19 protein-coding genes and 2 tRNA genes are annotated in these 22,048 nt (G+C 68.6%); 11 read left to right on the top strand and 10 right to left on the bottom strand.

Features of this window, described 5'->3' with window-relative positions; genetic code table 11:
• Window positions 1–9: 9 nt before the first annotated feature.
• The 4 genes from JDY09_RS06530 to JDY09_RS06515 all read right to left on the bottom strand — a co-directional run bounded on the left by JDY09_RS06530 (window position 10) and on the right by JDY09_RS06515 (window position 4,825).
• Window positions 10–1,560 carry a 3-hydroxyacyl-CoA dehydrogenase NAD-binding domain-containing protein gene (locus JDY09_RS06530; RefSeq protein ID WP_274716120.1) on the bottom strand — a complete coding sequence of 517 codons (1,551 nt, stop codon included), beginning with the start codon at window positions 1,558–1,560 and terminating at the stop codon, window positions 10–12.
• Window positions 1,561–1,566: 6 nt separating this feature from the next.
• A complete protein-coding gene (locus JDY09_RS06525; RefSeq protein WP_274716119.1) occupies window positions 1,567–2,349 on the bottom strand; it encodes an enoyl-CoA hydratase-related protein in 783 nt (260 codons plus the stop codon).
• 63 nt (window positions 2,350–2,412) lie between these two features.
• Window positions 2,413–3,567 (bottom strand): acyl-CoA dehydrogenase family protein, encoded by a 1,155-nt coding sequence (locus JDY09_RS06520; RefSeq protein WP_428837472.1) that lies wholly within the window; start codon window positions 3,565–3,567, stop codon window positions 2,413–2,415.
• Between the two features lie 58 nt (window positions 3,568–3,625).
• Complete coding sequence (locus JDY09_RS06515) at window positions 3,626–4,825, bottom strand: thiolase family protein (RefSeq protein WP_274716117.1); 1,200 nt, start codon at window positions 4,823–4,825, stop codon at window positions 3,626–3,628.
• Window positions 4,826–4,876: 51 nt separating this feature from the next.
• Between JDY09_RS06515 and JDY09_RS06510 the strand changes: the two genes are divergently transcribed.
• Entirely contained in the window at window positions 4,877–5,368 is a 492-nt protein-coding gene (locus tag JDY09_RS06510; RefSeq protein ID WP_274716116.1) for a hypothetical protein, read from the top strand.
• Between the two features lie 96 nt (window positions 5,369–5,464).
• Window positions 5,465–6,310, top strand: coding sequence for a sulfurtransferase (locus JDY09_RS06505; protein WP_274716115.1), 846 nt, complete (start codon window positions 5,465–5,467; stop codon window positions 6,308–6,310).
• Between the two features lie 102 nt (window positions 6,311–6,412).
• Here JDY09_RS06505 and JDY09_RS06500 read toward each other — a convergent pair whose 3' ends face one another.
• The gene (locus tag JDY09_RS06500; RefSeq protein ID WP_274716114.1) at window positions 6,413–7,093 is read right to left on the bottom strand and encodes an NUDIX hydrolase; all 681 of its coding nucleotides are present in this window, start codon (window positions 7,091–7,093) and stop codon (window positions 6,413–6,415) included.
• A 72-nt stretch (window positions 7,094–7,165) separates the two neighbouring features.
• On the opposite strand from JDY09_RS06500, the gene pncA reads away from it, so the two are divergent.
• On the top strand, window positions 7,166–7,729 hold the full coding sequence (gene pncA, locus JDY09_RS06495) for a bifunctional nicotinamidase/pyrazinamidase (protein ID WP_274716113.1): 564 nt from the start codon (window positions 7,166–7,168) through the stop codon (window positions 7,727–7,729).
• Here pncA and JDY09_RS06490 read toward each other — a convergent pair.
• From JDY09_RS06490 to JDY09_RS06475, 4 genes are all read right to left on the bottom strand, one after another.
• Window positions 7,670–12,205 carry an EAL domain-containing protein gene (locus tag JDY09_RS06490; protein WP_274716112.1) on the bottom strand — a complete coding sequence of 1,512 codons (4,536 nt, stop codon included), beginning with the start codon at window positions 12,203–12,205 and terminating at the stop codon, window positions 7,670–7,672. The two genes, pncA and JDY09_RS06490, sit on opposite strands and share 60 nt — an antisense overlap.
• 94 nt (window positions 12,206–12,299) lie before the next feature.
• A complete protein-coding gene (locus tag JDY09_RS06485) occupies window positions 12,300–12,695 on the bottom strand; it encodes an OsmC family protein (protein ID WP_274716111.1) in 396 nt (131 codons plus the stop codon).
• 75 nt (window positions 12,696–12,770) lie between these two features.
• Window positions 12,771–13,328, bottom strand: coding sequence for a cob(I)yrinic acid a,c-diamide adenosyltransferase (locus tag JDY09_RS06480; RefSeq protein WP_274716110.1), 558 nt, complete (start codon window positions 13,326–13,328; stop codon window positions 12,771–12,773).
• A 13-nt stretch (window positions 13,329–13,341) separates the two neighbouring features.
• Window positions 13,342–14,652 (bottom strand): DUF1015 domain-containing protein, encoded by a 1,311-nt coding sequence (locus tag JDY09_RS06475; protein ID WP_274716109.1) that lies wholly within the window; start codon window positions 14,650–14,652, stop codon window positions 13,342–13,344.
• A gap of 79 nt (window positions 14,653–14,731) precedes the next feature.
• On the opposite strand from JDY09_RS06475, the gene JDY09_RS06470 reads away from it, so the two are divergent.
• The 7 genes from JDY09_RS06470 (at window position 14,732) to JDY09_RS06440 (ending at window position 19,824) form a co-directional block, all read left to right on the top strand.
• Window positions 14,732–14,805, top strand: a tRNA-Pro gene (locus JDY09_RS06470).
• A gap of 15 nt (window positions 14,806–14,820) precedes the next feature.
• A tRNA-Arg gene (locus JDY09_RS06465) sits at window positions 14,821–14,894 on the top strand.
• 607 nt (window positions 14,895–15,501) lie between these two features.
• Window positions 15,502–15,681, top strand: coding sequence for a hypothetical protein (locus JDY09_RS06460; protein ID WP_274716108.1), 180 nt, complete (start codon window positions 15,502–15,504; stop codon window positions 15,679–15,681).
• Between the two features lie 447 nt (window positions 15,682–16,128).
• On the top strand, window positions 16,129–16,659 hold the full coding sequence (locus JDY09_RS06455) for a hypothetical protein (protein WP_274716107.1): 531 nt from the start codon (window positions 16,129–16,131) through the stop codon (window positions 16,657–16,659).
• A gap of 172 nt (window positions 16,660–16,831) precedes the next feature.
• On the top strand, window positions 16,832–17,665 hold the full coding sequence (locus tag JDY09_RS06450) for an ABC transporter ATP-binding protein (protein WP_274716106.1): 834 nt from the start codon (window positions 16,832–16,834) through the stop codon (window positions 17,663–17,665).
• Window positions 17,662–18,552 carry a hypothetical protein gene (locus JDY09_RS06445; RefSeq protein WP_274716105.1) on the top strand — a complete coding sequence of 297 codons (891 nt, stop codon included), beginning with the start codon at window positions 17,662–17,664 and terminating at the stop codon, window positions 18,550–18,552. Before JDY09_RS06450 ends, JDY09_RS06445 begins: the two co-directional genes overlap by 4 nt.
• Window positions 18,553–18,849: 297 nt before the next feature.
• A complete protein-coding gene (locus JDY09_RS06440) occupies window positions 18,850–19,824 on the top strand; it encodes a hypothetical protein (protein WP_274716104.1) in 975 nt (324 codons plus the stop codon).
• Between the two features lie 442 nt (window positions 19,825–20,266).
• On the opposite strand, the gene JDY09_RS06435 is transcribed toward JDY09_RS06440, so the two are convergent.
• Window positions 20,267–20,452 (bottom strand): hypothetical protein, encoded by a 186-nt coding sequence (locus tag JDY09_RS06435; protein ID WP_274716103.1) that lies wholly within the window; start codon window positions 20,450–20,452, stop codon window positions 20,267–20,269.
• Between the two features lie 255 nt (window positions 20,453–20,707).
• Here JDY09_RS06435 and JDY09_RS06430 point away from each other — a divergent pair, with 255 nt between their 5' ends.
• Window positions 20,708–21,754: a VOC family protein gene (locus JDY09_RS06430; protein ID WP_274716102.1), complete on the top strand. Its 1,047-nt coding sequence runs from the start codon at window positions 20,708–20,710 to the stop codon at window positions 21,752–21,754.
• The last annotated feature ends 294 nt before the right edge of the window (window positions 21,755–22,048 follow it).

Here is a 22,048-nt window from a genome sequence, read left to right as displayed (position 1 = left end):
GGCGTTATGTCAGCTCGCTAGCTCGCGCAGGCTGCGTCCGAGCGCCACCGCCCGGCGCAAGAGCGGGGCGGCACGGTAGCGCTCCTCCCGCCGTTCGTCGTAGAGAGCATCGATCACTGCGAGCGCGTGGTCGGTACCCATCTCCTCGCTCCAGCGCACGGGACCGCGCGGATGGTTGAGACCGAGCTCGAGCCCGGCGTCGACGTCGTCGGGCGAGCCGATGCCCTCGCCGAGCGCGAAGGCCGCCTCGTTGATGAGCTGCGACACGATCCGACCGAGCACCAAGCCGGGCGAATCCTCGACCCACTCGCTGTGGAACCCGAGCGACCGGAACGTGCGCTCGACCGCCTCCCGCGCGAAGCCCGCCGCCGTCGGCAGCGCTGCGAGCTCGACGAGCTTCGCGCCGTCGACCGGCGGGACGAGGTGGAAGCCGACGGCCTGCGTTTCGCCGCGGGCAGCGAGCGACGGTCCGGCCAGCAGGACAGCGGTGGGCGCGCCACCGCGCAGTTTCGGCGCGGGATCGAGCCCGGCGTAGATCGCGACCTCTGCCGGACCGTCGCCGCGCACGTCGTAGCCAGCACGCCGGGCGCGCTCGCGCAGCGCATCGGCGATAGCGCCCTCGCCGACGATCGCGAGGACGGTGCCTTCGCCGCCACCGGGTTCGAGCGGTTCGGGATCGGGTGGTCGGTAGGGGTCGTGCGAGTAGTCGTAGAAGCCGCGGCCGGTCTTGCGGCCGAGCCGGCCCGCTGCCACGAGTCGCGCCTGGATCGTGCTCGGCCGCCACCGCGGCTCGCCGAACGAAAGCTCCGTGAACGACTTGGCGACCGCGAAACCGGTATCGACCCCGACCAAGTCCATCAGCTCGAACGGTCCCATCCGGAAACCGCCGCCGAGCCGCACGATGCGGTCGATCTGCTCGTGCGTCGCGAGCCGCTCCTGCAAGCAACGCAGTGCCTCGCCGTTGAACGGGCGGCCGCAGCGGTTGACCAAGAAACCCGGTCCGTCTTGGGCGAGGATCACGTGCTTGCCCATCTCGCGACCGGTGGCGAAAGCGACCGCGAGTGCGCGTTCGCCCGTCTGGTCGGCGGCGATCACTTCGAGCAGGCGCATAAGCGGCGCTGGGTTGAAGAAGTGCATGCCGCACACGCGCTCGGGGTTCGTGGCGGCGCGGGCGATCTCGGTGACCGGAATCGACGAGGTGTTGGTGGCGAGCACCGCTTGCTCGTCGACGATCGCCGACAACCGCCTGAAGAGATCGTGCTTGAGGTCGAGCCGTTCGGGTGCCGCCTCGATCACAAGCTCGCAAGGGGCGAGCGCCTCGAGATCGCCGACCGGCTCCAGCAGCTCCAGGGCGCCATCGGCCTGCTCGGGCGAAAGCCGCCCGCGCTCGCGCCACCTGGCGATGCCTTCGCGAACCCGCGCAGCACCCCGCTCGAGCGCCTCGGGAAGCGGATCGAAGAGCAGCGTGCGCATCCCACAGCCGACGGCGACCTGCGCGATACCGGCGCCCATCGTGCCGGCTCCGCAGACCCCGACGACTTCGGGTAGGTCGCCGCGCACCGTCACCTACCTCCCGCGGAACTCGGGACGCCGCTTCTCGAGGAAAGCTCTGGTGCCTTCGCGCCGGTCCTCGGTCGCCATCGCTAGCTCGAAGAGCCGGCGTTCGTGCTCGAGGCCGGCGCTCAGCGGCATCTCGTCCGCTGCCAAAACCGCCTGTTTGCCAAGCCGCGCTGCGAGCGGCGCCCGCCGCGCGACCGAACGCGCCAGCTCGAGCGCCTCCTCGAGCCAGCGGTCGGCCGCCACCACGCGGTTCACGAAACCGAGCGCGTACGCCTCGTCGGCGGGAATCCGGCGGCCGGTGAGCACGAGCTCCATCGCCCGCTGTTTGCCGATCACCCGCGCGAGCCGCTGCGTCCCGCCGCCGCCGGGGATGATCCCGAGCCGGATCTCGGGCTGTCCGAACTGGGCGGTTTCGGACGCGACGATCATGTCGCATGCCAGCGCGAGCTCGCAGCCGCCGCCGAGCGCGTAGCCGGACACTGCGGCTATCAACGGCGTGCGGCAGCGAGCCAGCGCGTCCCAAAGGCTCGCTCCGCCCGGTTCCTGCAAAAGGTCGGGCAGCTCGCGCTCGTTGAGCTGGGCGATGTCGGCGCCGGCGGCGAAGTGCTCGTCGTCGCCGGCGATCACGATGCAGCGCACGCCCTGGTCGCGGTCGAGCCGAGCGAGCGCCTCGCATAGCGCCGCGCGCAACTCCGGCGACAGCGCGTTGCGCGCCTCCGGTCGGTTGAGGCGCAGCAGTGCGACCGCGTCGTGCCGTTCTTCGATCAGGACACCGCCGCTACCGCCCAACTCATCCCCCTTTTGCCGCAGGTCTACGGTCTGAGCGCTGCGAGTGGCGTCGCGCCTGGTACGTCACACCATCGCGTTGATACCCGTCAGCGAGCGCCCGATGATCAGCTTCTGGATCTGCGAGGTGCCCTCGTAGAGCGTCGTCACGCGGGCGTCGCGGAGGTAGCGCTCGACGGGATAGTCGTCGACGTACCCCGAGCCGCCGTGGACCTGGATCGCGAGGTTGGCACAGCGCACGGCCGCCTCGGTGGCGTACAGCTTGGCGATCGACGTCTCGGTGGTGTTGGGCAAGCCCTTGTCCTTCAGCCAGCCCGCTCGCCAGACGAGACTGCGCGCCGCCTCGGTTTGCACCTTGATGTCGGCGAGCATCTCTTGCACGAGCTGGAAGGAGGCGATCGGTCGGCCGAACTGGATGCGCTCCTTGGCGTACTTGACGGCGGCGTCGAGGGAGCCTTGGCAGATGCCTACGCAGCCGGCCGCCACGCTGTAGCGGCCGGCGTCGAGCGCCGTCATCGCGACCTTGAAGCCGTCGCCGATCTCGCCGAGCATCGCCTCGTCCGGCACCTCGACGCCGTCGAGCGACAGCTCGGCGGTGTCCGAGCCGCGCAAGCCGAGCTTGCCGTGGATCGCTTGGGAGTGGAACCCCGGCGAGTCGGTCGGGACAAGGAACGCCGCGATCCCCTTGTGGCGCTTCTCGGGGTCGGTCTGGGCGAAGATGAGCGCCACCTTCGCGTAGTTACCGAGCGAGATCCACATCTTCTGGCCGGAGATGCGCCAGCCGCCGTCGATCTTCACCGCACGCGTCTGCAAGCTGGCGGCGTCGGAACCGGTGTCGGGCTCGGTTAGACCGAAGCAGCCCAGCGCCTCGCCCGAACAAAGCTTCGGCAGCCACTCGCGCTTTTGCTCTTCGGTACCCCACTTGTAGATCGGCGTGCTGACAAGCGAGGTGACGACCGAAACCACCGTGCGCATCGCCGAGTCGATGCGCCCGATCTCTTCAACGATCAAGCCGTAGGTGATGTAGTCGATGCCGCGGCCGCCGTACTCCTCGGGGATCGTCGCGCCGAGATAGCCCATCGCCGCCATCTTCTCGACGAGCTCGGTGTCGAATCGCTCGTTGCGATCGTTGTCGCGGACGCGGGGCTGAATCTCTTTCTCGGCGAACTCGCGCGCCGTCTCGCGCACCAGCTTCTGCTCGTCTGTCAGCTCGAAGTCGATCACGGACAGCGAGCCTACCTGACCGCTGACCGCGCGGTCGGCGTCGCCGCGGGCGAGCTCAGAGGCGTAGGTTCTCGACCGCGAGCGCCACGCCCTGACCGACGCCCACGCACATCGTCACGAGTCCTAGCCGCCCGCCGCGACGCGCGAGCTCGTGACAGATCGTCCCCGCCAGGCGCGCGCCCGAGCAGCCGAGCGGGTGCCCGATCGCGATCGCGCCGCCGTTGACGTTCAAGCGTTCGTGGTCGATGCCAAGCTCGCGTATGCAAGCCAGCACCTGGCTGGCGAAAGCTTCGTTGAGCTCGACGAGGTCGAAGTCGTCGATCACCTTGCCGGTGCGGGCGAGGAGTTTGCGCGTGGCGGGGATCGGACCGATGCCCATGTAGGCGGGGTCGACGCCGGCGGCCGCGCCGCAGACGACGCGGGCAAGAGGGGAGAGGCCAAGCTCGCGCGCCCGTTCGGCGCTGGCGAGCAGCAGGCAGGCCGCGCCGTCGTTGATTTGCGAAGAGTTGCCAGCGGTCACCGTGCCTCCGTCGCGGAACACCGGGCGCAGGCGTGCCAGCTTCTCGAGCGAGGTGTCGCGGCGCGGGCCTTCGTCATGCTCGACGACGACCGGCTCGCCCTTGCGTTGCGGCACCTCGACGGGCACGATCTCGTGGTCGAACAGGCCGGCGTCCTGTGCGGCGATCGCGCGGCGGTGCGACTCGAGCGCGAAAGCGTCCTGGTCCTCGCGCGCGATGCCGTAGCGCTGTGCGACGTTCTCGGCGGTTTCGCCCATCGACTCCGTCGAGTAGGGGAAGTCGGGGTGGGGGAAGCGCCACCCGATCGTGGTGTCGACGAGCTCGAGGCCGCCGCGCGGCCAGGCGCGATCGGGCTTGAGCGCGACGAGCGGCGCCCGCGTCATCGACTCGACACCGCCCGCCAGCACGAGGTCGGCTTCGCCGGCGCGAATCGCTCGTGCCGCGTGGATGACCGCGTCGAGCCCGGACGCGCACAGGCGGTTGACGGTCACGCCCGGCACCTCCTTCGGCAGCCCGGCCAGAAGCAGCGCCATGCGCGCGACGTTGCGGTTGTCTTCGCCCGCTTGGTTGGCGCAGCCGAAGACGACGTCGTCGACCAACGCCGGATCGATCTCGTTGCGCTCGACGATGCGGCGGATAACGAGCGCTGCGAGCGTGTCCGGTCGCACGTCGGCGAGCGCGCCGCCGTAGCGGCCGATCGGCGTCCGCAACGCATCGCAGATGACGACGTCGGGCATCGGCGCGATCGTACCGACCGGGCGGTTGGCGGGTGCGCTAGCGTCGCGGCGGTGGCGCGGATCGTGGTCTGCAGCGACGGGGCGCGCGGCGCGGCGTTCGTGGCCGCGTTCGCGCGGCTGGACGCGCCCGTGACGGTCGCCAGCGAAGGCGGCGAAGGGGCGACGCTCGACCCGCTGCGGCTCGGCACGGTGCTGCCGCTGCTCGCCGACGCTGCGTGTCTTTGTTGGTGTTTCGGAGCACGGCGACGGCCAGCGGCGGAGTTCGCTGAGCTGCACGGCAACCGCTTGTCGTCGCTGCTCGAGCGCCTCGTCGACTCGCCCGTGCGCGCGTTCGTTTACGAGTCGCCGGGACGTTCGCGGAGCGGTGGGGGCGGGGCCGTCGGAGACGACGAAGTCGCGATGGCGGGCGAACGGGTGGCCGAGTTCTGCCGCCGCAAGCGCATCCGCTTCGCTGTCGTCGAGTCGCCCGACGAGGGCGGCGCGGACCCTGCCGACCTCGCTGCTGCCGCGGCGCGACTGCTCGGCGGCGGCGCCCCTGCGTGACTGCGCCGCAGCAAAACACTAGAATCACCACGGCAATAAGGCAGATTTGTTCGGGTGGCGGAGGTTCCGCTCTTCCGACGACCGAGGAGGCGCAGCATGGGCGAGTACGCGAAGGACGTCTTGGTGTCGACTGAGTGGGTCGAGCAGCATCTCGACGACGACTCGATCCGCATCGTCGAGGTCGATGAAAACCCCGACCTCTACCGCGAGGCGCACATCCCCGGTGCGATCGGCTTCGACTGGCAAAAGGACCTTCAGGATCCGGTGCAGCGCGACTTCCTCGGCCCCCGCGAGTTCGGGGAGCTGATGGGAAGCCGCGGCATCTCCAACGATCACACGGTCGTGCTCTACGGCGACCGCAACAACTGGTTCGCGGCCTACACCTACTGGTACTTCCGCTACTACGGCCACGACAAAGTCAAGCTGATCAACGGGCCGCGCGAGAAGTGGATCGCCGAGGGGCGACCGACCACGACCGAGGTGCCGAGCTACCCGCCGCAGCGGTTCGAGACGAAAGGCCCCGACGAGTCGATCCGCGCGCGTCGCGACGAAGTTCTCGCCGCGCTTGAGCGAGACGTGAAGCTCGTCGACGTGCGCTCGCCCGCCGAGTTCGCGGGCGAGATCATCTCGCCCGCCGGCTACGAGCAGGAGGGCGCGCAGCGAGCCGGGCACATCCCCGGTGCCATCAACGTGCCGTGGGCGCAAGCCGTCAACGAGGACGGCACTTTCAAATCGCGCGAGGAGCTCGAGCGCCTGTACCGCGAGAAGGGCGTGCTGGAAGACGGCAAGCCGGTTATCGCCTACTGCCGCATCGGCGAGCGCTCGGCCCACACCTGGTTCGTGCTGCACGAGCTGCTCGGTTACGACCAGGTGGAGAACTACGACGGCTCGTGGACCGAGTGGGGGAACCTCGTGGCGGTGCCGATCGAGCGCGGTAGCTGATGCTTGCCCGCGCCCCCGGGCGCCGCTGACCGTGCACGGCCGCACCGCTGCGGCCGCGCACGGGAGGCGATCGCGCTAGCGAGCCGCGGCGAGCGCTGCGCGCTAGCGGGCGTCGTCCTCGCCGGCTGTCCCGCTGTCGAGCGGTGCGAGCCGGCGGAGCAGGGCGCGGACGATGCGTGCCGTCGCGCCCCAGACGACGTGTTCACCGACCGTGTAGGTCGGTGTTCGGATCGGCACGCCGAGGCGCACGAGCCGCTGCAGGCGAAAGCCGGCCGCGAGCGCGCGCAGCGGCAGCTCGAGCACGGCTTCGACCTCGTCGGCCGCAGGTCGCCACGACGCCGGCGGCGCGGCGACCCAGCCAACGTAGGGCCGCACGCGGAAGGCCGTGACGATCGTCCCGGTGGGAGGCAACGCGCCGACCACCTCGACCCTCGCTGGGGCAAGACCGATCTCCTCCTCGGCCTCGCGCAGGGCGGCCGCCAGCGCACTTTCGCCGCGACGTAGCCGCCCCCCGGGAAAAGAGATTTCGCCCGCGTGCTGCGGGAGGTGCCGGGCGCGGCGCGTGAACACAGCTACGAGCTCACCGTTCCGCTCGAGGAGCGGAACGAGAACAGCTGCCTCTTTCGAGCCTGGCGCGAACATGCGCTCGGTTTCTTCCGGAGCGAGCAAGAGCTCACGCAACCGTTCGGGAAGTTCGAGCCCGGGGCTCGGGCCTCGATCGTCGTGCCGCTGCGGGGCTTGTGCCGCGCCTTCGGCCTCGCGCTCGCGCTGTTCGTCGTTCACCCGCTGCCTATGATCGCGTCTGGTGCGCCGTCACCGCGGCGCGACAGTAGCGTCGGGGAAGGAGGGAGAGCGATGGCCCGAGAGGCGCTCGTCATCGTCGACTTTCAGAACGACTTCACGCCGGGCGGCGCGTTGGCGGTGCCGCGCGGCGACGAGATCGCCGATCGTCTCAACGAGCTCGCCGGCGAATCGCGCTTCGACCTCGTGATCGCGACGCGCGATTGGCACCCGTCCGACCACAGCTCGTTCCGCGAGCAGGGGGGACCTTGGCCACGTCACTGCGTTCAGGGGACGCCAGGTGCCAAGCTGCACCCGCGCCTCGACCGTTCGCGCATCGACGCGGTGATCGACAAGGGGCAAGACCCCGCCACCGAGGGCTACTCGGCGTTCGAGAACCCTGAGCTCGAACAGCTTTTGCGAGAACGGGGCATCGAGCGCGTCACGGTGGTGGGTCTCGCCACCGACTACTGCGTCAAAAACACCGCGCTCGACGCGTTGCGGCGCGGCTTCGAGGTCGAGGTCGACACCTCGGCGACGCGCGGCGTCGACGTCCAGCCGGGCGACAGCGAGCGCGCTCTAGAAGAGCTCCGTCGATCGGGCGCGAAGATCGTCGCCGGCGGCGCCCGCGTTCCCTAGCGCGTAGTCCGGGCCGGCGAGCGTCGCCCGCCCGCTCGCGAACGGCGCGAGCGGCTGCACGTAGTCGACACCCCAGGCCCGCAGCATCGCCGCCGCTTCCTCGTCGGCGCCCGCTGCGGCGCAGCGACGGCCGAGCGCGCGGGCGAGATCGGCGATCGCGCGCACCACGAGCTGGCGGGTGCGGCTCTGCGCGAGGCCGGCCACAAGCTCGCGGTCGATCTTCACGTAGCCGAACGGCAGGTGCTCGAGCGCCCGGAACGAGCCGAAGCCGGCGCCGAACTCGCTGAGGCCGGCCTCGACGCCGAGCTCGATCAGCCGCTTGGCGAGCAAGCGGGCGCGGTCGGTGGTAGCGATCGCGGCCGCCTCGGGAACGAGCAGTGCCAGCCCACGCCCGTCCGTTCCTTTGGCGCGCAGCTCGCGCTCCACGAAGGCCGGCAGTTCAGGGTCGGAGACGGCGCTCGCCGACAACGTCAGCTCGAGCGTCGTGTGCTCGCCGCGGCGCCGCCGTGTCGCGAGCTCGGCGACAGCCGCGCGGATCGCCCAGCGGTCGAGTTCGCCGGCGAGACCGAAGCGCTCGGCGGCGGGCATGAACGCTGCCGGCGGCACGAGCTCGCCGTCGTCCCCGACGACGCGCACCACCAGCTCGACGCGGGTCGGTAGCGCCGCTTCGAGGGCCACGAGCGGCTGTGCGACCAGGCGCAGACGCCCGCTGTCGAGCGCTCGCCGCAGCCGCTCGCCCCACGCCAGCCGGCGGGCGACTGCGGAGCCGTCGCCGCTCGCCGCCGCGGTGCAGACGGTGTCGCCGCCACGCTCCTTGGCGTCCCAGAGCGCGCTTTCGGCAGCGACGAGAAGCTCGTCAGCGAGCGGCGGGTCGCCGGTGAAAGAGGCTGCGCCGATGCTTGCGGTGAGCTGGAGCGGCCGCCCGCCCAGCTCTTCGCGGCCGAGTGCACGCAGCGCCTCGAGTATCCCGCTGGCAGCGCTGTGCGCCTCGTCAAGCGTGGCGCGCGGCAACAGCACCGCGAACTCGTCGCTGCCGGTGCGGGCGGCGATGTCGCTCGAGCGCAGCCGGCGCCGCAGGGCGTCGGCGATGCGCGCAAGCAGTTCGTCGGCGGCTTCGTGGCCGAGCGCCCCGTTCAGGTAGCGGAAACCGTCGATGTCGATTGCCAGCACCGCGGCGCTGCTGCGGTAGCGGGCTGCCGACGCGAGCTCGCGTTCGAGCTCCTCGCGGAAGCGCTTGGCGTTGAAGAGACCGGTGACGCCGTCATGGTCGGTGAGATGCTGGAGCTGGCCCTCGAAGCGGCGCCGCTCGCTCGCGTCCTGCAGCCACACGAGCGCGCCGCCGCCGGCTTCTTCTCCCAGCGCGGTGGCCGACAGCTCCGCTTCGAGCTCGGACCCCTGAGCGTCGACGAAACGCATCTGCGCACGCTTGTTCTCGCCGGACACCGCGGCGGCAAGAGCGTCGGCGAGGCGGTCGGTGTCGTCCGGGGTGGCGAGCGTCCGCAGCGCCAGCCCGGCGAGCTGCTCGGCGGGGTAGCCAAGCGTGCGCGCGAAAGCGTCGTTGGTTGCGACGACGAGCCCGTGGCGGTCGACGAGCACCGCCGGTACCGGCGCGTGCTTGAACGTCGCCTCGAACCGTGCCTGCGCGGTGCGCGCACCGCGTTCGCGCTCGCGCAGCAGCGTGAGATCGTCGAGCCACACCACGCGGTAACGCTCGCGTCCGTCACGGCCCCTGATCGCGAACCCCTCGCCGGCGACCTCCACGACGCTGCCGCTCGCGTGGCGGTGCTCGCCCTGCCAGCGCACGTAGCCGGCGGTCCGCACCTCACGGTCGAGCTGGGCGGCGCGGGCCGCGCTACGGGGGGTCGCGAGGCTCGCGAAGGGACGCCCGACTATGTCTTCGACGCGGACGCCGTGCAGGTCGGCGAAAGGCTGGTTGCACGCGACGACGCGGCCGTTGTCGGGATCGACCAGCGCTGCCGCTCGGCGGGTGCGCTCGAAGCTAGCGGTCCAGCGCTGCAGCACCTCGTCCGCCTCGGCGAGCTCCCGCCGGGCGCGCTCCAGTTCTGGCTCGATCTCTTCGAGTCGCCGCGCCTTGCGCTCGGCGTCTAGGCGGGCAGCTGCGACCTCACTCGCAAGGCGATCGCTTTCGGCGCGTGCGCGTTCGAGTTCGCGGGAACGGCGCTCGAGCTCGTGGCTGCGCTCCTCGAGGGCGCGAGCGGTTGCGGCGTGGCGCTCGCGCTCCTCGGCGAGGCGCGTTTCGACGGTTGAGAGCTGCGCGCGCACGCGCTCGAGCTCGCCCGAGCTTCGCTCGACCTCGGCCTGCGCGTTCTCGAGCCGCGAGCGCTGCTCGAGCAGCGCCCGCTCGGCTCTAGCGACGGCCCGCTCGAGACGTTCGCGTTCGGCGGCGCTCGCCGCGTTAAGCCGGTCGAGCTCGGCGCGCAGTCGCTCGCTCGTAGCTTCGCTGCGCGCAAGCTCGCCGCGCAGCTTGTCGCGCTCGCTGGCGAGCGTACGCAGCTCGTCGTGCACTTTCGCGAGCTCGACCGACCGCCGCTCTCCGAGCTCGGCGAGCCGCTCGCAGCGTGCCAGCGCCTCGTCGCGCTCGCGCTCGATCGCGGCGAGCTCGTGGCGCAACTGCTCCTGGCGGCGCTCGTGGTCGGCCAGGGACCGTTCGAGCTCGGCGGCACGTGTCTCGGTCAGCGCGAGCTTGCGAGCGTTCGCGTCGCGCGCGGCGGCTACGTTCGCGAGCTGTTCGGCGAGGCTGGCTCGCTGGGCGTCGAGCTCGGCGGTGCGCGCACGTGCTTGCTCGAGCTCGCTGCGCGCGCGTTCGTGCGCGTGGCGCGCGGCCGCCAGCTGGGCGAGCAGGCGGTCGCGCTCGGCGGCGAGCTCACGGCTGCCTCGCTCGATCTCGGCGGCGCGAGCGGCGAGCTTGTCGTGCTCGTCGCGCAGCCGGCTGTGGCGCGCGCCGAGCTCGCGGTGGTTAGCCTCGAGCTGGCGGTGGGTCTCGACGAGGTGTTCGCGCGTCGCGCGCAGTTCGTCGCGCTCGCGGCGAAGCGCTTCGCGTTCGCGCAGCAGAAGCTCGCGGTCGCGCAGCGCGTCGATCAAACGCGCGCGCAGGTTCTCGACGATTTCGCGCACCCGCCCGAGTTCGCCCTCGAGCGCGCGTACCGGTCGCAGGTCACTGAGCAGGAGGTGGTAGGCGATCGCCCCGCGTCCGCTCGCGACCGCGAGCGCTACCGGCACGCGCGCACCGAGCGGCCCGGGCACATCGCGTTCGATAGCTCGCCCTTCTTGGGCCGCGTGCTCGAGCGGTAGGTCGCCGAGAACGCCGGCGAGCGGCTGCCCGAGAACCTGGTCGCGCCGCCGCCCGAACATCCGCTCCGCGGTCGCGTTCCACTCGACGATGCGACCGCTGTGATCGAGCGCGACGTAGGCGTCGGAGGCGGTGGCGAGGATCGACCGCAACCAGCCGGCGGCGTCGGCGAGCGACCTGCGCAGCGCGAGCTCGCGCAGCCGCGTGACGGTAGCGGCGCCGGCGAGCAACGCGCCCGTGACGAGGAAGATCTGAAGCCCGCGCACGCCGGCGGTGGGCGGGGCCGCGGGGTTGGCGAACGGTCCCTGACCGGTGGCGGTGAGCCAGCCGGCAAGCGTGCCGCCGATAGCGAGGACGCTCGCCAGCGCGGGAGTGCCGAAGCGCCAGGCGAGCCAAAGACCGAACGCGAGCGGCAGCGTCGCCGGCAGGGTGTTGCGGAACCCGAGCGTCGACGGCTCGGCGGCGAAAACGAGCGCTCCGCTGGTGATCCCGGCGGCGACGAGCGCAGCCACCCCAACGAGGGCGCGCTGCTTTTGCGGGTCGCGCAGCGCCCGCTGCGCGGCTTCGATCTGCTTGCGCCAGCGGGCGAGACGACCGGTGTGGAGCGCCAACAGCGCCCCTGCGGGCGCGAGCGTCGCGGTGCCGGCGAGGTCGGCCGCCCACCACGACATCCACGCCTGCAGCGGTTCGGTGCCGAAAGCGCGCGCCGCCGCTGCCGCGCCGGTGAGAGCGGCGAGCCCGCAACCCACGGCCGCGGCGCCAGCGAGACGGACGAGAACGACGAAGCGCGGCTGAAGCTCGGCTGGCGGCCCGGCGAGCGCGCGTGCGGCCGCCGCCGCGAGCGCCGGCGCGGCCGCCGCCGGGCCGGCGAAGGCGGCCGCAAGAAGCGGGTCGGTGCCGGCCAGCAGGTTGGCGCAGAAAGCGCCCGCCACAAGGCCGACGAGCGGCGCAAGCCAGCGGCGCGCCTGCTGGACGTAAAGGGCACCGGCCGCGAGGCCGGTGGCCGGCCAGAGGGTGGCGGTTCCGCCGCTCGGCTCGACCAGCGCCTGTCCGACTGCGGCTACAGCGACGTAAACCAGCGTGTAGACGGCACCGGTGCGGAGGGTCCGGACCGCCGGGGCGGTACGTGCGGTCACGTCCACGGTGTCGGCGTTCCCCGCCGCCACCTTGAGTCCTGCACGCCTTCGCGCGCGTGTCCGCCGCTTCAGTGGCGACGTTCCCGAGCGCGCGAGGCGCTCGCGCGTCCTGGCCAGCGGCCGTTCAAACGAGCTTCAGCTCTTCACGGAACATCGCCTCGCCCTCGAGCGTGCGGTGCACGGGGCACTTGGCGACTATCTGCATCAGCCGCTCCTGCTGCTCTTCGCTCAGATGGCGTGGGAGCTTGACCGTGATGTCGAAGCGCGTCGGTGCACCGCGCTGCGCCGGTTCGTAGTCCACCTCGACCTCAACCCGACCTACATCCCAACCCTTGCGCTTGGCGTACATCTCGAGCGTGATCGCGCTGCACGAGGCGAGCGCGGCCGCCAACAGTTCCAACGGTGTCGGTCCGCTGTCGCGTCCACCGTTGGATGGGGGTTCGTCGGTCAAGAAGCGGTGGTGTCGGATCGACACCTCGTGCTGGTAGCCGTCGTCGAGTCTGCGCGCCACTGCTTTCATCGCTTGCACTACCTCCCGCTCGCTGACGCTACGAGATTCCTTGGCACCCGTCCCGCGACCGACCGCGAGTCCGCGTCATGTGCCGCGACCTTCGAAGAGTTCGGGCTGCGGCTCGTCGGCGTAGCGCGCCATCGCCCACACCGCGTCCGAAGCACGGTTGAGAAAGGCGACCAGCGTGGCGTCGTCGAGCTCGCCCGCAGCGACGAGCGCGGCGACGCGACGCTCCGCCCGCCGCAGAACGGTGCGCGCGAAGTCGAGCCGCGCCGAGAGCTCGGTTCCGCCCGGTATCACGAACTTCGGGGGCAGATCGACACGCTCCATGTAGCGGTCGATCATCCGCTCAAGTTCCTCGACGGCTTGCGGTTCGATGCGCGACACGCCGGGCTCGAGCCGCGAGGCAGCCGACGGCGCGGTGGCTAGTTGCGCGCCGCACACGAACAACTGGCGCTGCAGCCACAAGATGTCGCGGTGCAGCTCGCTGTCGCGATCGCACGCGGCGCGGCAAAGCGCGAGCGCGGAACCGGCCTCGTCGACGGTGCCGTAGGCCTCGGGCCGCGGCGAGTCTTTCGGCACCCGTCCGCCGTACCACAGGCCAGTGGTGCCGTCGTCGCCTTTACGCGTATAGATCTTCATCGCGCGCAGCTAGTCACTGTTCGAAGCGCTCGTCGAGCGGGTTGAAGACGATCCCCGTCGGCACCTTCGGGTAGAAGAAGGTCGACTTTGGCGGCATCGGCACACCGTCGGCAGCGATCGCGCGCACCTGTTCGATCGGTGTCGCGCGCAGGAGGAAGGCGACATCCGCATCGCCGGTCGCCACTGCTTGCAGCGCGCGCTCGAACCGTGGTGTGTAGCTGATCCCGCGCTTGTTGGCGATGTCCTCGTCGCTGAGTGCGAGCGCGCGGCGCAGCACTAGGTGCTCGAGGATCGCGGCGTCGAGTTCGCGCAGGGCGGGAGGGAGCTGCGCAAGCTCCGCCTGGGCGGCGTCGCGTCGCAGTGTTGCCACCACGCTGCGGCCGCTCGCTGGATCGACGACGCCGAAGCGCCCGGGGATGAAGCCGCTGACCGTGCTGCCGGCGTCGGTCGCGTCGCTGGGCGCCGGCGGATCACGGTCTTCGAGGTCGAAGAACGCTTCCAGCGTTTGCCACAGCGCACGCCGGCGCTCGGCGTCGATGCCAGTGAGCAGGCGGTGGATCGGATAGAGCTCGAGCCCCGGGTCGGAGAGGGGACAGAGGAACATCAGCGTGCGCTGGTGTGGCCCCTCGCCGCCCACCTCGCGCGCGTAGGTGCGGGCTGTTTCGTAGCGGTGGTGGCCGTCGGCGATCAACAGTTCGCTGCGCGCGGCGAGCTTCGTGAGCTGCTCGATCGTGGCGGGGTCGTCGACGCGCCAGAAGGTCGTGCTGGTGCCGTCGTGCTCGACGAACCTCCCGGCCGGCTCGCGGTCGGCGACGGCTGCGAGCGCGGCGCGCGCACCGCCGTCGGGATCAGGGAAGACGCTGAAGATCGGTGAGAGGTTGAGCCGCGTGGCGCGGGTTAGGCGCAGCCGGTCCTCTTTGGGGCCGGGTTGGGTGCGCTCGTGGGGGCGGATCGTCCCGTCGTGGGGCTCGACGCGCACGCGCGCGAAGAAACCCGTGCGGGTTCGGAGCTGGCCGTCGGGGGCGGTGAAGCGTTGGCGCATCACCCACAAAGCAGGCTTTTCTTCGCGCACGAGGATGCCTTCGCGCAGCCAGCGGGCGACGGTTTCCGCGGCTTTCGTGTAGGGGTCGTCGCCAGCGCGCTCGGGGTGGTCGGGGTCGTCGTGGGGGAGGTCGATGGCGACGACGTTGCGTGGGTTGGTGGCTAGGAGCGAGCGTCGCCACGCCGGGTCGACGACGTCATAGGGGGGCGCGACGAGCTCGTCGAGGCGGCCGGCGCGTGCCGGCTCGTAGCGCAGCGCAGGGAAGGGGGTGACCTCAGGCATCAGCTCGGCACCCTACCGCCGCTCGTGCACTTGCGGCGCTAACCGCAGGCCCGCTGGCGGGGCGTACACTTCGTTTGCACGGGGCGTAGCTCAGCCTGGTAGAGCGCGCGCTTTGGGGGCGCGAAGTCGCCGGTTCGAATCCGGCCGCCCCGATTGCGCTGTGCGCGGGCCCCCGTAGCTCAGCGGATCAGAGCGAGGGACTTCTAATCCCTAGGTCGCAGGTTCGAATCCTGCCGGGGGCGCTGGCTTGGTGTTCTGGGGCAGGGGCGCTGGTTGGGGAGGGGCGGTGGCGCCTCGCGGCCGCTGCAACCGTTGCGCGTATCGATGATGGTTGTCCGCCATCAGTCGATGGTGGATTTCCATCATTGCGTGTGATGGTTGTGTGTGATAAGCGCGCGCGTATTAGAAGCCGAGTTACCTACACGGTATGGATCTTGGGCTGCGTGTGAAAGAGCGTTGTTCGGTGCGGGTGTCGAGCGTTGTGTGCGTCAGATGTGTGTGCTAGGGTGCCGGCCGCCTGCTCGCTTGTCGCGAGGCGGCGTGGCCCAATGACCCAATGGCCTAATGGTCTGTGGCCGCACATGTTGGTTCGAGTGCGCAGGAAAGGGAGTAAGACAGGTGAAGAGGTTGCGCAGGTGTGTCGCGGCGTCAGCCGCAACGCTCGCAGCGTGTGGGGCTGTTGCTACGGCCGGGCCGGTGGCGACGGCGAGCGCCGACACGGTGGTGGAGCTGGCGTGCAGCACCGACCGATGGGGCTGGAGATATTGCACAACGCTCAGCTTCGCAATCCAGCGCTGTCGCAGCATTGGAGTGCGTGTGCTTTTCATCGACGATGGAGGCTGGGCAAAAGTGCAAGTCCGTCGCGGCAAGAGCGGCGATGTGCGTTGGGAGTCCGCCAAGCTCGAAAAGGGTCAGGCCGACAACGGCTGGATCGCTGGTAGGGACCGCATGTATCCCGGCATCTATACCGACAGTTCTGGTCTCGACACCGATCACATCCGTTTGCGGCTGCGCTTCCGCTGCCCGTAGTGCTAGTGCGGCGAGTGTTTGGTGATGGCTAGTGGTGTAGTTGCTCGTGCCGGCCGCCCTGGGCATTTTGCCCGGGGCGGCGCGGTGCGACACGGTCGTGTGGGTGTGCGTACGGCGCGCGTGGTTTTGGCGTTGGCTCGGCGTTGCGTCGCACGCCTAGTGGTGGTGGCTGCGGGCCTGGTGCTTGTGGTTGCTATGTATTTGAACTCGCGCCAGGGGGTGGGTTGCTCGGGGAGCGAGGCGCGGGGAGCGTTTGGGGCGCTTACGTGCAGCACCAGAGAGAGCCTCTTCGCTTGGGGGCTTCCGTTGCTTGGGTTTGCGGTTGGTGGGGCGTTGACGGCTGTGGGGCGTGGTCGTGGGGAGGATGTGTTGTATGCGGTGCGGGGGTTGCGGGGTGTGCGGCTTGCGGTTGTGCGTACTGTTGCGGGGTCGTTGGCGGCTGGTTTTGTGGGCACGCTGGTTGGTTGTGCGCTTGTGGTGTTGAATCTTTTGACCCTGCCGTGGCGTGATCACGCGCTGATTCGGCCGGGCGCTTTTCGGGCTGCGGTCGAGATGGGGTACGATCCGCGCACTGTTATCCCACCCTACGAGATGGGTTTTCCCACACCCGGTTTGTGGCATTTCTCGCCGCTTGTGTGTGATCTGGTGACGGTTGTGTTGGGTGCGGTTGCGTGCGCGGCGGTTGCTGCGCTTGGCTGTGCGATAGGTCAGGTTGTGGCGCGACCGATCGTGCCGACACTGCTTGTGTTCACGCTTTGTATGTGGCCGATGTTGAACCCGTTCAGGTCGCAAATGCCGTGGGGGAAGTGGTTTTCTTTCCAGCCGTACTTGGAGGTCGCACCGGTGTACAGCAAGATCGTGGCCACGTTCGACGCGCCGTGGCTGTGGGTGGTTCCTTTCGGGGTGTTCCTATCGCTGCTTGTGGTGTCATTGTTATTCGTATGTGTGGCTGCGTGGCGCCAGGAGGCGCGCGCGTGATCGACGGGACGGTTAGCTGTCTGGAAGGTAAGGAGGTCGTGTCGTGACGGCACAGGTATCTGTTTCCGCCACTATCCAGCCATCGAGGGCCGCGGCTGGTGTCGCCGGGGATCCGGTGCTTGTGACTCGCAATCTTGGTCGCCGTTATGGGAGCCAGTGGGCGATCCGTGGTGTGAGTGTGGAGTTGTGTGCGGGCGATGTGCTTGGCTTCATCGGTCCGAATGGGGCGGGGAAGTCGACGTTTTTGAAGATGGTGTGTGGGCTCACGCCGCCTAGCGAGGGCGAGGTGAGGGTGTTTGGTTGCGATCCGCGGGCGAGGGTGCCGGTGGGGCTTGGGTTGGTGGCTGAGCAGATGGGGATGGTGCCGGAGCTGTCGGCGCGGCGGAATCTCGAGCTTTTGGCGTCGGTGCGGGGGGTTGCGGATCGCGGGAAGATCGAGGAGACGTTGCGGTTGGTTGGGCTGGATCCTGGGTCGCGCAAGCCGGTGCGGGGGTTTTCGCACGGTATGCGCCAGCGTCTTTATCTGGCGCAGGCGTTGATGGAGGATCCGCGGCTTTTGGTGTTGGACGAGCCGACGAACGGTCTCGATCCGGAGGCGATCGTGGCGTTGCGCGGGCTTTTGCGCAGGCTCGCTGACGAGCATGGGATCGCGATTGTGTTGGCGAGCCACATGCTGACGGAGGTTGAGCGGTTGTGTGATCGGGTGCTTTTGGTGGCGCGGGGCGAGGTTCGGAAGGTGCTTGAGTTGCGGGATCTGGAGGGGGCGCTTGTGCGCTGTGCCACGGGGGCCGATGAGGAGCGTTTGCGTGCGCTTGCGGCCGGGCGCGGGTGGGTGGTGGAAGCGCTCGAGGAGACGGGAGAGCTGTTGGTGCGCGTGGCGCGGCCGCTTCCCGAGCTGCTCGCCGAGCTCGTTGCGGGCGGTGTGGGGGTGTGCGAGTTTCGGCCGGCGCGGGCGTCGCTGGAGGCCGAGTTTCTGCGGCTGCTGGACGGGGGTGCGGTGCTGTGAGAGCGGCGTTTGCGCTTTCGCGCTACGAGTTGCGCTGGCTGCTTTCGGGCTGGCGCGGGCTGGGTGTGCTCGCAGCGATGGCGTTCTTCATTGTCACCGCGCTCGACATCCCGCAACCGAACAGGATCATCCTGAACGAGCCCAACCCCTACAACCATCCGCTCCACCCGTCGCTGCTCGATGTGGTGCCGATAGTCCTGGCTCGTGACGTCGCTGCGTTCGGCATGCATCTTCTGTCGGCGCTGCTTTTGGGCGTGGCGCTTACCGCTGAGGACCGCGAGCGGGGCGGTGCATGGGTCACGCTGCACCGAGTTGGTGGTTGGCGGCGCTACTGGTTGTCGAAGGCGATATCGCTCGCGCTGATCTGTGTGCTCGTTGTCGTTGTCTCGGTTGTGTTGATCCTCGTGCTCGCGCCATTCGCGGGCTTCAAGCCGTCGTTCGCACCATCCGACTACACCACCTATCCGGACATGTACCGGGAAATTCCCCGGCTCGACGTGGCGCCAGGTGTCGAAGCAGTGCTGCTGGCGCTAGTCCGCATACCTGTGCTGTTGCCGGTGGCGGCGTTCGGGGCGCTGCTCGGGCTCTTGATCCGATCGCGCACCGTGGCCTACGCACTAGCTAGCGCACTGCTCGTCGCCCACTTCGCGATCAGCCCCATGCTCGACAGCTTGATCTCGGACAACTCGGGCCTTTCCGCGCTTGCCTGGCAGTACCGCATCGACCCGATACTCCAGATCAAATGGCAGCAGCACTTTTGCGGGGCCAGCTCCTTCTCCTCTCCCGATTGCATCAGCTGGTGGTGGAAAGCGCAGCTAGCCGTTTGGGCCGGCGCGGCCTTGTGGGCGCTGCGCGCAGCAATGGCCCGGCGCGAGCTCGTCGCCTAGACCGTCGCCTAGACGCTAGAAGCCGTAGCTCTCGCAGCCATAGCCGTCTCGCAGTCTCTCCCCCGTGCTGCTCACGAGCAAGTCTCGGACCTCGGTGTGACCTGCCGACGCCCGAACCCTGCTCGAGGAACACGTTGTGTTAACCACCATCTCGCGGTCCGCGATTCGACAACGTATCCCTGGCGGAAGCCCGGAACTGATCTGCGCACATGGTCGTTATCCATCATACCGAAGTGGTGGAAATCCACCATTGCATGTCGCGTCGCTTCGTACTAGGAGTGTCGACAAACGAGAAGCGTGCCTGTGCTCAGGGCTTCGAGTTCGCAGGCGTGGCAAGCCCAGTCATCTATTTCAGCTCATGAAGGAGAGATAGGTATGCCACGAACAAAACGCCCGGCTCCGTATGATGTGTTTATTGAGCATTTCAACGATGCCTGCCTCCTTTTACGGCTCGCGGAAATGCTCCAAAATGAGGGGCAAGGAAAGGCTAGAGCAGAGGTACGAGAAGAGCTCGACAGTGTCTTTCAATTGTCGCAGGAAGATCGTGAGACGCTCGATGTAGCAGCGTCGAGGTGGGCGTGGATCGTCGTTAAGGGAGACTCCCCAGTCAAGCCGCACCACCTCCAGCATGCCACAGAGATCCTTACTCGCAACGCCATCATCGTCGCCGCGACGGCTGTCGAAGTGTGGCTCGAAGAATTCGCATGCCGTCAAGTAGGAAACATCCTAAAGAAGGCCGAATCGACACCCGAGATACGTCAGCGCTTGCGGAAGGTCAACACTGATCTCGGGGAGATTCTAGACATCGAACGTTCTTACGAACGCCGTGTTTGGGGCTACCGCAAGATTCTCGAGGACTACATAAGAAGTCGTGCCAGTACCAATCCTGGGAAGTTTACCGAGGTGCTCCAGCTTGTTGATTTGTGGCCGGGCAGCTGGAAGGCTATCGGAGACGAACTACAACGCTGTTTCGGGTCGCCGTCAGATCCATCATCTACGGCTACGGAGAAATGGCAAGCGCTGCTCGCACAGTGGCGCCAGGATGGATTGCATATAGAGTACCTCTTCGAAGGTCGGGCGACAGCGAGTTCTACAAGCTACGATCTGTCGAAACCGGATGAAGCTCTCGCCGACCTATGCAAGTGGCGAAATTGGATTGTGCACGGGGATTATCCTCGTGAACCGTTGCCGTCTCTGGAGAGGGTACGTGACTTGCTAAACATCATAGTGCTAATCATAACGAACCTGGAGAAATTTGGTATAGGTCGTTAGGACAGGAGCTCGCGGTTTGGGATCTGGCAGCGACAGAAGTGACTCATGGATGCGATCATATACGTGCGTGCAGCACTTCGCCCTTCGAGCAGTGCCGCCGAACAGAAAGTGCGATGTGACGAGTCGTCAATGCTGCGGGTTTGCGACCACGTGCCACAATGGCGAGATCTGCTTCTAGGGTATGTACGCAGTGATAATCCCAGCCTCATGAGCGACTGGAGTGTAGGAGAGACCTCCTAGGCGCGCGGTGCAAGCGAGGATGCGCATCGCCGAGAGAGAAGCGTTAGTCGGTGAAATGGAGGAGTATTGGAAACTGGGCGGGGTGTGGTGTTTTGGGAGTGGGAATTCTACTGTCACAACGCTCCGTAGGCGCGCGGCTAGACTGGGGTAACCGAACAACCGCCGGCGTAGGTGTCGGTGTCGGAAATCTTCGGGTCGTCGGCTAGCGGCGCGACTTCGACTTCCTCGCCGATGTCGCTGGGTCTTGCTTCGTGTCGGTTCGCGTGACGGTGGCGGGCACCGGGCGGTCGGGCCCGCTGCGCGCAACCAACAGCGCGCCGCTCGTGCCGGCCGCGGCCGCCGGCAGGCCGGCGACGACCACGGTGACGACGAGTCGTGGCTGCGACATCGCGACACCCCCTCTGGGTCGCAGACGAGAGCGATCGCCCGAACGCTCAGCTACCAGCGACTGCGAGGCGACGGTCGCGGCGCCCGCTGCTAGGCTCGCGTGCGAGCCGGCTCTGTTGGGAAACGGCCGAGCGGCGAGTGCCGAGAGGCGAGGGGGAGTTGCGAGCGGCGCGTTGTGGTTCGCGCGCCCCGGGACGCGGCAAAGTCCGCCTCAGTCGACGAACCCTGACACCACGACGAAACGAGGAGCTTGGTCTTGAGCGAGGCGACTGCTAGCACGCGCCCGACGCGAACGCCCACGATCACGCCGTGCCTTTGGCTTTCGGAGCGAGCGGGCGACGTCGCCACCCGCTACGCCGCGCTCTTCAGCGATCCCGCCACGAGCCCCGTCGATGGCCCGGCGACAAGCAGCGCGCACAGCGCCGCCCAGAGCGGCGACGCAAACGGCGGCGACACGAGCATCCGCTACGTCACGCCGATCCCAGCCACGCCCGCGGGCAGCAGCGGTGGTGAGGTGGCGGCGCTGCGCCTCGCCGGGCAACCTGTGCTCGTTATGTCGACAAACAACGGGCCGCCGGCGACAGCTAACCCGTCGATCTCGTTTTTCGTCCGCTTCGATCCGGCGCTCGTCGCCGACGCCAGCGAACGACTCGGGCGCCTGTGGCGCGAGCTCGCCAACGGCGGCAAGGTGCTGATGGAGCTTGGCGAGTACGCCTACAGCCCGCTGTACGGCTGGGTCGAGGACCGCCACGGAGTGTCGTGGCAGCTCTTCACGCCTCCCCCTGATGCCGAGCCGCGCCCGACCGTGATGGTGAGCCTCCTCTTTACCGACATGGACGGCACCGCCGCCAGCGCCTCCGCCTTCTACCGCGCCGTTTTTCCGGGCTCGCAAGAGGCGTTCACAGCGCGGCTGGCCGACGTCATGCCCGAGGCCCGCGACGGCACGCTGACCGAGCACGGCAGCGGGGAGCGGGTGATGTACTCGGACTTCCGTCTTGGCGAGACGTGGTTCGTGGCGATGGACGGCGGGAGCGAGCATGGCTTCGCCTTCAACGAAGCGATTTCGCTGATGGTCGAGTGCGACACGCAGGACGAGATCGACCACTACTGGGGTGCGCTGTCGGCGGTGCCCGAGGCCGAGATCTGCGGCTGGTGCCGCGACCGTTTCGGGGTTACGTGGCAGGTCGCACCCAGCCTGATGCACGACGTGCTCGCAGAGGGCGACCCCGCGCGCGTGCTGCGCCACGTCGAGGCGCTCCAGAAGATGAAGAAGATTGAGCTGGCGGGGTTAGCGGGCGCGTAATCGTTCGCCCGGTTGACAGGCCTCTGCAGCTAGCGGGGTTGCAGGGTGTATAGCGCCACGGGAGGCTCCGCGGCGCGGAGCGGCTCGCGGGGCTGCCAGCGGATTAAGCGGTTGGACGGGGTGCCGGGGCGAAGGCTGGCGGGCGTGGGCGCGATCGCTCGGCAAGAGCGGTGGAGAAGCACGAGCGCGCACGAGGTAGGCAGATAACATTGCTGTAGTAAACATTTGCAGTCGAGTCTTGTGTCAGCTAGCCTGTACGAGACTAATCGACGGCCGTACAGTAAGATAAGGGGC

The sequence above is a fragment of the Thermoleophilum album genome (genome assembly GCF_028867705.1).
In the GTDB taxonomy this organism is placed as follows: domain Bacteria; phylum Actinomycetota; class Thermoleophilia; order Solirubrobacterales; family Thermoleophilaceae; genus Thermoleophilum.
Note: the sequence above shows the minus strand (reverse complement) of the source record. Positions and strands in the feature narration are given on the sequence as shown.